The sequence below is a fragment of the Xenorhabdus littoralis genome, assembly GCF_033949345.1.
In the GTDB taxonomy this organism is placed as follows: Bacteria; Pseudomonadota; Gammaproteobacteria; order Enterobacterales; family Enterobacteriaceae; genus Xenorhabdus; species Xenorhabdus littoralis.
The window spans coordinates 23,823-36,345 of the sequence record NZ_VCDP01000056.1; the positions used below are offsets into that span (position 1 = coordinate 23,823).

General features: G+C 43.5%; 13 protein-coding genes. 10 read left to right on the forward strand and 3 right to left on the reverse strand.

Features of this window, described 5'->3' with window-relative positions; translation table 11 throughout:
• Window positions 1–173: 173 nt before the first annotated feature.
• From FE394_RS13890 to FE394_RS13910, 5 genes are all read left to right on the forward strand, one after another.
• Window positions 174–746, forward strand: coding sequence for a DUF4291 domain-containing protein (locus FE394_RS13890; RefSeq protein WP_319926960.1), 573 nt, complete (start codon window positions 174–176; stop codon window positions 744–746).
• Window positions 747–2,144: 1,398 nt separating this feature from the next.
• On the forward strand, window positions 2,145–2,651 hold the full coding sequence (locus FE394_RS13895; RefSeq protein ID WP_319926961.1) for a fimbrial protein: 507 nt from the start codon (window positions 2,145–2,147) through the stop codon (window positions 2,649–2,651).
• A gap of 100 nt (window positions 2,652–2,751) precedes the next feature.
• The gene (locus tag FE394_RS13900) at window positions 2,752–3,453 is read left to right on the forward strand and encodes a fimbrial biogenesis chaperone (protein ID WP_319926962.1); all 702 of its coding nucleotides are present in this window, start codon (window positions 2,752–2,754) and stop codon (window positions 3,451–3,453) included.
• Window positions 3,454–3,476: 23 nt separating this feature from the next.
• Window positions 3,477–5,969: a fimbria/pilus outer membrane usher protein gene (locus tag FE394_RS13905; protein WP_319926963.1), complete on the forward strand. Its 2,493-nt coding sequence runs from the start codon at window positions 3,477–3,479 to the stop codon at window positions 5,967–5,969.
• A gap of 78 nt (window positions 5,970–6,047) precedes the next feature.
• On the forward strand, window positions 6,048–7,064 hold the full coding sequence (locus tag FE394_RS13910; protein ID WP_319926964.1) for a fimbrial protein: 1,017 nt from the start codon (window positions 6,048–6,050) through the stop codon (window positions 7,062–7,064).
• Between the two features lie 120 nt (window positions 7,065–7,184).
• On the opposite strand, the gene FE394_RS13915 is transcribed toward FE394_RS13910, so the two are convergent.
• From FE394_RS13915 to flgA, 3 genes are all read right to left on the reverse strand, one after another.
• Window positions 7,185–7,625 (reverse strand): flagella synthesis protein FlgN, encoded by a 441-nt coding sequence (locus FE394_RS13915; RefSeq protein ID WP_319926965.1) that lies wholly within the window; start codon window positions 7,623–7,625, stop codon window positions 7,185–7,187.
• A gap of 26 nt (window positions 7,626–7,651) precedes the next feature.
• Window positions 7,652–7,951, reverse strand: coding sequence for a flagellar biosynthesis anti-sigma factor FlgM (gene flgM / locus FE394_RS13920; RefSeq protein ID WP_041982661.1), 300 nt, complete (start codon window positions 7,949–7,951; stop codon window positions 7,652–7,654).
• A gap of 122 nt (window positions 7,952–8,073) precedes the next feature.
• The gene (gene flgA / locus FE394_RS13925) at window positions 8,074–8,745 is read right to left on the reverse strand and encodes a flagellar basal body P-ring formation chaperone FlgA (RefSeq protein WP_319926966.1); all 672 of its coding nucleotides are present in this window, start codon (window positions 8,743–8,745) and stop codon (window positions 8,074–8,076) included.
• Window positions 8,746–8,973: 228 nt separating this feature from the next.
• On the opposite strand from flgA, the gene flgB reads away from it, so the two are divergent.
• Genes flgB through FE394_RS13950 form a run of 5 tightly spaced genes read left to right on the forward strand, consistent with a single transcriptional unit; the run spans window position 8,974 to window position 12,513 of the window.
• Window positions 8,974–9,390 carry a flagellar basal body rod protein FlgB gene (gene flgB, locus FE394_RS13930; protein ID WP_319926967.1) on the forward strand — a complete coding sequence of 139 codons (417 nt, stop codon included), beginning with the start codon at window positions 8,974–8,976 and terminating at the stop codon, window positions 9,388–9,390.
• A 5-nt stretch (window positions 9,391–9,395) separates the two neighbouring features.
• Window positions 9,396–9,800, forward strand: a complete 405-nt coding sequence (flgC, locus tag FE394_RS13935; protein WP_013184007.1) for a flagellar basal body rod protein FlgC — start codon at window positions 9,396–9,398, stop codon at window positions 9,798–9,800.
• A 13-nt stretch (window positions 9,801–9,813) separates the two neighbouring features.
• Window positions 9,814–10,509: a flagellar hook assembly protein FlgD gene (gene flgD / locus FE394_RS13940; protein WP_319926968.1), complete on the forward strand. Its 696-nt coding sequence runs from the start codon at window positions 9,814–9,816 to the stop codon at window positions 10,507–10,509.
• Window positions 10,510–10,524: 15 nt separating this feature from the next.
• On the forward strand, window positions 10,525–11,721 hold the full coding sequence (gene flgE, locus FE394_RS13945) for a flagellar hook protein FlgE (RefSeq protein WP_319926969.1): 1,197 nt from the start codon (window positions 10,525–10,527) through the stop codon (window positions 11,719–11,721).
• 36 nt (window positions 11,722–11,757) lie between these two features.
• Window positions 11,758–12,513, forward strand: coding sequence for a flagellar basal body rod protein FlgF (locus tag FE394_RS13950; RefSeq protein WP_319926970.1), 756 nt, complete (start codon window positions 11,758–11,760; stop codon window positions 12,511–12,513).
• Window positions 12,514–12,523 lie beyond the last annotated feature (10 nt).

Sequence of the window (12,523 nt, forward strand, 5' to 3'; positions counted from 1 at the left end):
AGTAATTTTTGCCTCATTTCTTCTGGAACCAACTCAAAAAGCATTTTAATTATCCCAAGATTGCCTTTTATTTATAATATCTCTGATATACATTATATCTCGTCGTGTAAATTATCTTAATTTTACACAAATATTATGGAATTTATCTATCTCGTATAATAAACAAGGATAATATGTTTTCATATAAAAATAACTCAATTAAAGCAAATTACACTGACGAATATATCAGAGTATATCAGGCTTATTCCGATTCTATTGCTGACAGTGTTATCAAAAATGGCACCTTTGTTTCTCCTCCTTTCAGTATGTCCCGTATGACATGGATTAAACCTTCTTTTCTATGGATGATGTACCGCTCTGGTTGGGCAAAGAAGGATGAAGGGCAGAAGCGAATCCTGGCCATTGATCTAACCCATGAAGGATTTAAAGAAATTATTCAGCAAGGTGTAATCAGTCACTTTGATCCTAACTTTTTCGATTCAAAGGAAGCATGGAAAGAAAAAGTTCAGGCCAGCGATATCGTAATCCAATGGGATCCGGAACGGGATATTGCGCTGAATAAACTGGAACAGAGAACAATACAAATTGGCTTGCGCAATAAAGCGGTAGAGAACTATGTTAATCACTGGATTATTAAGATCACTGATGTTACTGAGCTGGCGCATGAAATCCATGGATTAGTGAGAAATAGTCATCTGGATATGGCTAACTCGTTGTTACCAGAAGAGAGAATATATTTAGACTAAAACTGGTTTAAATAACGTTCGTGACCTAACCCGGGGCCATCAGGCTGGATTTATTGTTTGAGATGCTAATTGTATTTTCGTTTTGGTCCAAATATTGAATAACGGATATTTAATATCTTTTATATTCCGGAAAGTGGATTTTAAAATATATCAATATCATGCCTGTGAATGCCAAGGGTCTATAAATAAGCATTAAAATTGTTAGAACATTTCCTTACTCTTCGCGCAGCAAGGAGTAAGGGATCTTCATGAGCTAACTGTACGATTATCATAGAATCTTATTTATAGGGTTAAGATTATTGGAATAGTCAGACCCGGTTCATCTCATAGGAAAAATAAAATAATTTCGGAATATTGAAAGTAGGAGTGAATAACGTGGATTTTTGCGATATAGGATACACACTTCCTGAAGATGCCGAATAAATAGGCGATATTTTTACTTGGGAAAAGATAGTAAAATGTGTTATATGATTTTTTTTTATAAATAATTCATAAGAAATTATTTTCTTTTAAAGTGTTAAGTCATTTTTTTGTAAAAAGTTATCGTATTAAAAATATTGAATTAATTTGATTTAAGTAAGGTGTATTGCCAGATTTTAACTGATATTGTGGTTATAAATAAAAAATAAAAATTTACCGGAAACAAAGCGGTTTCATCTTAATAACTGATTAATTGATTAATTGATTAATTGTTGTGATATTTCACCCATTGATCGAACGTTTAATATTAATAGGTATAAACTATCAAATTGTATTAATTGATCGCTAATAACAATTTTCCTAAAGAATTTAGTTGGTGTATCTTTTCCCGGCTTACTAATGTGAAATTTTTAATTAGGATGTATTGATACTAGTGGCATTAATCAAACATGCTCAATGTCATCGGGGTATGGAAACCACAGATGGATAACGCTGGCTCAAATATTTCATCAATTAGCACACCATTTATATATACTCATTTTACTTCAAGATACCGTGTTGAAATTGAAGGTTTTTATTAAAAAAAAGCAATGCGATAAGTGATGTTTTTTCATGCGTCTGCACGTTTGTTGGGTATATATGGATGAGATAGCGAGTTAAGATCGGCGTTCTCGATCGGGTATTTAGGGAATTGCAAAAATAGATTGTGCGGATAAAAATTGCGCCCTTCTTTGGTCAAATTCATGCTGCTTTCGAGGGATGAACTTTGCTCAGGCGTTTGTGCTACTGACTCGCCTGTTGTCTTGAGCTTTGGCAAAGATCGTTACTATTTATTAAGAAAGACATTCTGAATCTGTTGTTAAAACACAATCATCAATTATTGGGATTTATTGAATTTTCTTCACTGAAAATAGGTATTTTTATTTCGGCTGAGAGAAGTTTGATATGCGTAATATACGTAATTAAGGGAATACAAAAATGAAGTTATTAAAATTATTTATCGCAATAGTTATTTCTGGCTCTATGGCGGCGTCTGCATTTGCTCATGATGGCACAATTAACTTTATGGGCAGGGTTGTTAGCGGAACGTGTAGTGCCGGACCATCAGCATCAGAGGTCAAGTTGGAGGATGTAGCTGTAGCCTCTTTGTCATCGAAAGGTAAAACTGCGGGCGATAAACCCTTTGAGATTAATCTGACAAACTGCGGGCTAGTGGGTGCTAAGACCGTTAAGGTGAAGTTCGACGGGTTAAGAACGGATGATTTGCTGGAAGTTGCAAGTAGTAAAGATAATGCGAAGAATGTTGGTATTGGTATTTATAATTCTGCTGATAATAGTCAAATTACCCATGATGGTTTTAGTACACCTATGAATGTAAGTTCGGATAAGGCTAAATTTAATTTTAAGGCTAAGTATGTGTCTAAAGGCGTGGCTACAGTAGGTATAGTGAAGGCTTCTACGACCTTTACACTACATTACAACTAATTTCTTACACTTTCGTTTACTGTTTTTTTATTGCACCTGTGATATTCCCACCTTATTTGGTGGGATGTCCCTTACTTCCAAGTTGTATAGGGATATTGTTATGTTAAAACGTTTTTTGATCGGATTACTACTGTCCCTGCCTGTTATTTCCATTCCCGCCCATGCTGGGGTAGCACTCAGTAGTACCCGGGTAATCTATGACGCCTCTCAACGTGAAGAGACTGTTACCGTAATCAACGATAGCAAGGAAGAGATTTACCTTATTCAGTCTTGGGTAGATATATTTACACCAACGACAGAACCCTCTGATCGTAAAGCGCCATTTTTAGTCACACCCCCCTTATTCCGTCTGGATGGCGAGCAAGAAAACCGTCTACGAATTATTCTGACGGATGATGCTTTGCCACGGGATCGTGAATCTGTCTTCTGGCTGAACGTTAAAGCTATTCCTGCTGTGGAAAAGAACAATGCAAATCGTCTGCTGATATCGGTGAAAAATCGGATAAAACTTTTTTATCGGCCGGTTGGGTTGACAGAAGAACAAGCAGGTAATGCTTATCATCAACTGACTTTTTCCCGACAGGGCGGGCAACTGATAGTGCAGAATCCAACCCCTTTTTATGTCTCTTTCTATGACATTACGGTCGGGGGGCAATCCGTGCCAGAAACCGGTATGGTAGCCCCGTTTAGTAGCTGGCAATGGCCTTTACCCGCTGGTTCCGGCAATACCGTAACTTGGCGAGTCATCAATGATTTTGGCGGCACAACTGAGCCACAGTCTCAGACATTATCATCTTGGTAATCATCTATAAGTCAAAAGATAATATGCGTTTGATTGCTTTCACTATCCGTGGCCGGTTAAGGTTGCTGCTGCTCGGATTTCTACCTGTATTTGCGTATTCCAGTGACTATTTTGACCTTGATGCATTGGAAATTCATGACCCGTCCGCGCCGTTGCCTGATTTGAGTTATTTTGCGGAAAAAGGCGGAAGTGCGCCGGGGATCTACCATGTTGATATCCGTGTCAATGGTCAGGATAAAGGTGATCAAGATGTCCAGTTTGTGTTGGGAGCCAACAAGAAACTGCAACCCGTCTTATCGGTTCAACAACTGGCTGACTGGGGAGTGAATGTAGCTGCTTTTTCCGGTTTGAACTCAAAGACGTCGATCACCGACTTGGCTGATAGCATTCCTTATGCCAATACCACGTTACAGTTTGGTCAACAAACGCTGCTTATTAGTCTTCCGCAGGCGGCGATGATGGCTGAATCGATTGATTCATCACTTTGGCAGCAGGGTGACCCCGCGCTATGGATGAATTACGATCTTAGTGGTGCTGAAACCCGGAGTAAAAGCGGCCCTAATACCAAGAGTTTCTATCTGAATCTGCGTAGTGGATTAAACTGGGACGCCTGGCGCTTACGGAATTATTCGACTTACCACCGAGACAATGGCAGTGAGCCACGTTGGGAAAATCTTAATACATATCTGCAACGCGATATTCATCTGCTGAAAAGCCAATTGGTGATTGGTGAAACCAATACACGGGGAGAACTGTTTAGCGGATTTGCTTTCCGTGGTACTACTCTGATGTCTGATGATAATATGCTGCCGGACAGCCAGCGGGGATTCGCCCCCGTGGTGCGGGGAATAGCAGAAAGTAATGCTCAAATCACTATTCGTCAGAACGGATACATGATTTATCAGGCTTATGTTCCACCCGGCGCTTTCGTCATTGATGATCTTTATCCGGCCTCTTCTGGTGGCGATTTGGATGTGATTATTCGGGAAGCGGATGGTCGTGAGCGACATTTTGTTCAATCCTTTTCATCAGCGCCCGTCATGCTGAGAGAAGGACGATTCAAATACAGCCTGACAGCGGGAGAATACCGCACTTCGCACAAACATACCCGCCGTCCGGTTTTTATACAGAGCGAAGTTTATTATGGTCTGCCACATGCTACAACTGTGTATGGTGGTACGTTACTGTCTCCGAACTATCAGGCTTATGCCATTGGTGTGGGACATAGCTTTGGTCATTGGGGTTCTTTGTCTTTTGATATCACCCAATCACAGGCTGATATTATTGCTGAAGGTCAACAACAGGGTTGGCTTTACCGGACGCAATATACCAAAGACTTCGAGCAGACCAGGACTAACTTGTCTCTGGCCAGTTACTATTACTCTTCACCTCACTTTTATGATTTTCCGGACGCTAATCATCGGGCTGAATATGACAAGCGGTTATCTCAACGTAAACATAAATTTCAGCTCACTCTGAGTCAGAATCTGTCGGATTATGGTAGTGTCTATTTTTCCGGTGACTGGCAGAATAACTGGGGGAACAGCAGCCCAGCCCGTCGTTTGAATGTCGGATATAGTGTGAATTATGCCGATGTCAATTATACCCTGAATTACACCCAGAATATGAGTTCAAATAACTCAACAGCCGACAAACAACTGGCATTCAATGTACAAATTCCGCTCGACCGCTGGCTGCGGAGCAGTTGGGCTACTTATAGTATCAATCATAGCCGTCGGGGCGATATCAACCAATCAATTGGACTGAGTGGTACGGCTCTGGATGGCGGTGTTCTGGGTTATTCTCTGCAACAGCGTTACGGTAATAACGGTCAGAGTGCCAATGGTAATATTAATCTCAACTATAAAGCCCGTTATGGTGAGCTGTCCGGTGGGTATAACTACAACGATAGCTCGAAGCAGATTAATTACGGCCTCAGAGGGGGGATGGTTGCTCATCGTCATGGCGTGACGTTATCCCAATCATTGGGTGAGACGATTGTCTTGGTCAAAACACCCGGTGCTGCCGGCGTTAAGATTAACGGCTATAACGGTGTTGAAACAGATGGGCGGGGCCATGCAGTATTGCCCTATGTCAGTCCTTATCACCGTAACCGTATCGCTCTGTCACCGGACTCTTTTGGGGATGGAGTGGAAATTGAGTCTAATATCCAGACTGTTATTCCGACACAGGGAGCTATGGTAGTGGCTGATTTCCGAACATGGGTCGGCCACCGGGTCCTGTTCACGCTGACTGAACGAGGTAAACCGATTCCTTTTGGCGCAATGGCCACTGTGCATGAAGAAAATAAAGTGAATGAAGAAAATAAACTCCGCCCTCTTAGCGCAAATCAGAGCATTGTTGGCAATGGCGGTGAAGTTTTTTTCGGTGGCGTACCGGAGCAGGGGCAGTTGTCTGTTCAATGGGGTCATGGTCAGTTTTATCAGTGTAAAGCGCGTTTTATTTTGCCAAAAAGTAAAGCTGCGGTGATTTCGATGAAGGCAGATTGTCAGTGATGAAGAGAAATTATCCTCTTTCTGCGTTAAGAATGGCAATTCAATAATAAATTATAGATTCAATATAAGGAATGCCTGATGAAAATATTCGTTTATCCGTGGTTATTGCTGGCCCCGGTGCTTTTTATTTCCGGTGAAGTTTATGCCTATTGTGCCGGGGGCAATGGAATACTGTCGACTGTCGAAGTGTCTATTCCGCAACATATGTCTGAGGGGGAAATATTCCGTAGCTTAGATTCCCAGACTCGGGCTGACATGGCGATAACCTGTACAAATATGCCGACAGGAACCACGGATATGATTGTCGGTATAAAAGCTTATGGGGTCGATTCAGGGCTAACTTCCCTCCGCCGAAAAATTTTTAAACTGGGTGATAGTGGTCTTGGATATGTAGTTGCCGGTTTGGATGACTGGGACCGGGAACAGTTTGTAACAACAGCAGAAGACTATCTTTTGGGCACGAATGCCAAGGTACTTTATGGCGCGAAGATAGCGCCTGATGGCAGAAAAAATCTGAGTGTCGGACTCAGGCTTACGTTTTACAAAATTGGTCCGATAAAGCCAGGTCGTTATTCACAGCCAGTTGCCGCAGCTGTTGTTGCTCTGCCCGAGTCTGAAAAACCTTATGTGAATCAAGAGTTTCCGTTTACCACAGGTATGATAACGATTAATGCACCATCTTGTTCCGTTAATAACAGTACCATTCCCGTAACATTAGGTCGGATAACGACAGCGCAATTACCTAAGGTGGGTTCAACGGCCGCCGAAACAGGATTTAATATACCTTTGACTTGTGAACCCAAGGCTAAGGTTTATATGACCTTACAGGCAACTGAGCGGGGGGCTTATAATGCAACACAGGGTATTATCAATCTTAGAAGTGGTTCTAAGGATAGGGCTAAGGATGTTGGTGTTCAAATTTTAGATGGCAGAACTAATGCACCCATTCACCTTGATAAAAAAATACACTATGCAACAACAGGTATGGGGGGGACTGTAAACATTCCTTTAAAAGCACGTTACTATCGGTATGGTAATAACATGAAGACAGGAATTGCCAATGCGACAGCGACATTCACAATGAGTTATGAGTGATAAAGTCGTGCCATTCGAATAGGTATCTAAAATAGATAACAGCTAAAACAGACCCCTTATATGTCACTGATAAACCAAGAGGTCTGTACATATTACTGCTTAAAGCAGTATTGCTAAAAATCAGACACTGATTTTGTGGCCAGACAGTGCTGAATTACGTCGGGCTTGACCATCTGCACCATAAAGAGAAGGGCTGTGATGACTCTTCAGAAAAGCAATGGCTTTACTGTTCAACTCCACATGCTGATTCAGCAGAAATCCATTATGCGCATTTAAATTACGGATACGTTCAACCGTCTGGTTAATTTGCTCCCATAATACAGCCAGTCTTTCATGAGTGGTGTAAGGGGGCTTTATTCTCAGCGTGACACTTAATTGCTGACGCTTTCGTTCAGCGTGACCAAGTGCTGAAAGCAAAAATGTTTTTTGTTCCGTCACCCGATGTAAATGATTCGCTTCAATAAAGCCTTCGCTCAATATGCGCTGTTCTTCTGCCATAGTTTGCGAAAGCGAGTTTAAGTATGCGCTTTGCTGTTCAAGCAAGAGTTGAAGTTCTTCCATTTATGACTCTTTATGAATTCGATGGTTTATTTATCATATTCCATGTTTTCAAGGGCTTCTCTGAACAGGGCATCGGCAATTTTACCGCTGTCCATTGCCAGTGTTCCCTTTGCAATGGCTTCTTTCAATTGTTGTACTTTCTGGATATTAATATCCTGACTGCTTGGCTGAACGAGCTTTTTCTGCGCTTCGCTCAGCTTGACCTGTGTATCGGCGCTTTTTTCTGCGACGGCCACAGTCCTGCGAGTGCTCTGAGCACCTTCATTGGCATTGCGTTGCTGTAAAGCAGCCATAGCCAGTAGAGGTTGAGTGCGTTCAATACTCATAATCGTAATCCTTTAATCAGGCATTATTTATTTGTCTTAGGTAGCAGGCGATATACCGCTGGCATGCCTGTAAATCATGGTCTGTTGGTTATATCGGCTTGAAGAAATAAAACTTTAGCCATTTATAACATCATTTTTACACTGCCATTTTCTTGAGCTTCACCCGTAATAACCTGTCCGGAATTCAGGCGGACACGAATATTATCAAAACTTGCGGCGTTGTTAATCGCTTTTCCTTCATAACGCACCTGAAAATGGTGTCCATCTACGGTGACGACCACATTTTGTCCGGCTTTAATTGCCCACGGACGCCGGATCATATTGCGTGTGATGGATTGTCCGGCAGGTATGCTGCGGATAGCAATACCATTTTGTATGGCCTTTCTGTTACGGATTATATCGTTGGGCAGTTTATCTAAAGAGCCGTTTTTGACTTGAAAGTCTTTTTCTGTCAGTACCGTATTGCGATTAATGGCTCGCTTGGAAACCAAATATGGACCGATGACGTTGACATAAACCTGAATAAAACGGCGCTGCTGACCACAAGTCACGGGAATGGAGATATTGCCCCAATTTTTGTTGCCAAGTGATGGTTGTATCTCAGGAAACTCACAGATTGGCCATTGTTGTTCAGGCGTTTTGATTTCTACAGAAACTTTATGGCCTGCTGTGTGATGAATCTGCCTGAAATAGTCATTTATTGATTGCGGTAAGTTATTCCCCCAAACCAGAGAACTGCCAAAAAATAGATTAAGGAAAATGGCAAGAATACCGATAAGTTTTAATGCAGGCATGTCATCACCTTAACTTCGTTAGCGAACTGTGATTTCAAAAAATATTCAGTACCTGTTGAATGTTAATAGTGTAACGCGATTGATTATTCGTTAATGGGATAAATAGCAATCCAATTTGTTTCTATTCTTCGAATCAGCTTTTTTTTCTCCGTTTATTCTGTTAGCTGCTTATATACCCATTCGATTTTATTGGGGTTCGCCCCGACAGAACAGACCCGAAGGAGGAATATGCTCGATAAATTAGATGCAGCCTTTCAATTTCGACAAGAAGCGCTGGCACTCCGGAATCAACGGCAGGAAATTTTGTCCGCCAATATTGCCAATGCGGATACTCCTGGCTATCAGGCGCGCGATATCGATTTTGCGGCTCAACTGAAAAAGACGATGGCACATGGCCGTGTAACGGGAAACGGAATTGGGCTGACTCTGACTTCCGAGCGACATATTCCCGTTCAGCCTCAAAAACGTCTGGAGATGGATCTGCTGTATCGGGTGCCATACCAGACGGCAATGGATGGAAATACCGTTGACATGGATATGGAACGCAGCAATTTCGCAGATAACAGCCTGAAATATCAGGCCGAACTTACTATGACGAATGCGCAGATCAAAAGCATGATGTCAGTTCTACAGTCACAAGGATAATGGGAATGTCTCTACTCAGTATTTTTGATATTGCCAGCTCTGCGCTTTCCGCTCAGTCCCAGCGACTGAACGTCAGCGCCAGCAATATGGCGAATGCCGATAGCGTTGTCGGGCCGGATGGCGAGCCTTATCGCGCTAAACAGGTAGTTTTTCGCGTCGCTGCACCAGCAGGGCAGGAGATAGGCGGTGTTCGTGTCAGCGAAGTGGTGGATGATCCCACACCTTTCCGTCTTGAATATAAGCCGGGTAACCCGTTGGCCGATGAAAAAGGTTATGTACGTATGCCAAATGTGGATGTGGTCGGGGAAATGGTCAATACCATCTCTGCTTCCCGCAGCTATCAGGCAAACGTTGAAGTGCTTAACACCACTAAGTCTATTATGTTGAAAACGTTGACGTTGGGTCAGTAACAGGAATTTAGTTATGGGAATTACCACTTCAATCAATGATTCATTGGATAACACCACGGTAGGCGAGCTCGCTTCCGCAGCCAAGAAAAATCCACAAAGCAGCGGTGAAATCAAAGATAACTTCTTGAACTTGCTGATTGCACAGCTCAAGAATCAAGACCCAACCAACCCAATGCAAAACAACGAGATGGCGACACAGTTTGCGCAGATCAGTACCGTTGAAGGCATTGAAAAACTCAATAAAACACTGGGAGCCGTTGTCGGGCAGATGGACAACAATCAGGCAATGCAAACAACATTGCTGATTAATCGAGGCGTCATGATACCTGGCGATAAGATTTTAGTGGGTTCCAGTAAAGAAAAAGACATTAGCATAACGCCACTTGGCTTTGAGCTGACCCGTCCTGCCGATGAAGTGAAAGTCACCATCAAAGATAAGAGTGGTGCGGTAGTTCGGGAGGCGGATATCGGTAACTTTAGTGCGGGTGTCCATAGTTTCAAGTGGGATGGTAAAGACGCGGATGGCAAGGAAGTGGCAGACGGTGCTTATAACTTTACCGTTGCCACAAGCTATCAAAAACAAGCGGTAGTGACACAATCGCTGACTTATGCCGAGGTAAATGGCGTCACGCGAGGTGAGGATGGCACTAAATTAGATTTAGGGCTGGCGGGTATGGTAACCATGGATAAAGTTCGTCAGATTCTTTAATTAAACGGAGGACGTATGTCTTTTTCACAAGCGGTCAGTGGCTTGAATGCCGCAGCAGGTAACCTGGACGTTATTGGTAATAACATCTCAAACTCAGCGACATATGGTTTTAAATCCAGCTCCGCTGCCTTTGCGGACGTTTTCAGCGGTTCAGAAGTGGGTTTGGGGGTTAAGGTTTCTGGCATGGTTCAGAACTTTAAAGATGGCTCAACCACCACGACTAACCGCCAGTTGGACATGGCTATCACCCAAGGCGGTTTGTTTCGCATGCAGGACTCCAACGGCAATATCTTCTATTCCCGTAACGGTCAGTTCCAGATGGATGCAGATCGTAATCTGATCAATATGCAGGGGATGAAGCTGACAGGTTATCCGGCAGTGAACGGTGAAATTCAGCAGGGCGGATCAGTCGGACCGATTTCGATTCCAACCGATATGTTAGATGCAAAAGCAACAACGGAAATCAAACTGAAAGCTAGTCTGAATTCAATGGAGACAGCTATCACCGGAGAATTTGATCCAGATAAGAAAAACACATTTAACTTTAGTACTCCGCTTCAAGTATTTGATAGCTTAGGGAATCAGCATGATATCAATGTGTTTTTTACTAAAACAGACAATAACAAATGGACAGTTCATGCGCTGGATAGGTCTGCTGCGGGTTCTAAACCTCAGAAATTGGGTGAGTTAGAATTCAATACCAGTGGTCAAATGAAAGATATTCCACCATTTAAATTTGAGGTACCAGCTTTAAATGGCTCTGCCACTGCGCAAATCAATATTGAACTCAATGGTAGCAAGCAACAGAATATTGCTCAAAACTCTATCTCTCCTCCAAAGCAAGATGGTTATGAGACGGGGCATTTCACCAATTACCGTGTCGATAATGACGGCAAAATTTACGGCATATATTCTAACTCTGAGACATTGGCTCTAGGCCAGGTTGTACTGGCAAACTTCTCTAATCCTGAAGGCTTGGCTGCACAAGGTGATAATGTTTGGGCAGAATCCAGTGCGTCTGGTAGCCCAGTTATAGGTCTCGCAGGCTCAGGTAACTTAGGTAAGCTGATCAGCGGTGCGCTGGAAGCCTCTAACGTGGATATGAGCCAAGAGCTGGTCAATATGATCGTCGCCCAGCGTAACTATCAATCCAACGCCCAGACCATCAAGACGCAGGATCAGATTCTGCAAACACTGGTCAGCATGCGTTAATAGGCTCCGGCGGATAGCTTTTTTGGAGATAGTTCTATGGATCACGTCATTTATACTGCTATGGGCGCAGCGCGACAAACGCTGGAGCATCAGGCCGTTACTGCCAACAATCTGGCCAACGCATCAACGCCGGGCTTCAAGGCTCAGCTTGCTGCGCTGCGTGCTGTACCGATTGAAGGTGAAACCCTGCCGACACGTACACTCACCGTTGCCTCTACCCCCGGCATGGATAGCCGTCAGGGGCCAATGAATTATACCTCCCGCCCGTTGGATGTGGCTGTCGGACAAGGCGGCTACTTGGCTGTCCAGCTTGAAGACGGGACGGAAGCCTATACCCGCAACGGTGGCATCCAGATTTCACCAGAAGGGCAACTGATGGTGCGGGGTCGTATGTTGATGGGCGAAAACGGGCCGATTGATGTTCCGCCACAAGCTGAACTGACCATTGCGGCTGATGGTGCCATCTCTGCCCTGATTGCCAGCGATCCGCCCACCTTATTGGGTCAGATAGGCAAACTGAAAATCGTCAAACCGGAAACTAATCAAATAGTGCGGGGCGATGATGGATTGTTTCATTTGACACCACAGGCGCGGGAACAGCAGGGCAATGAACTGGCGGCCAGCACGGAAGTGAAAATCATGCCGGGCGTACTGGAAGGCAGCAATGTCAATCCGGTGGAGAGCATGGTGAACATGATCGCCAATGCGCGTCGCTTTGAGATGCAGATGAAAGTCATACACAGTTCCGATGAAAATGCTCAGCGGGCCAACCAAATTCTCGCCATGAGCTAAATAGGGGACA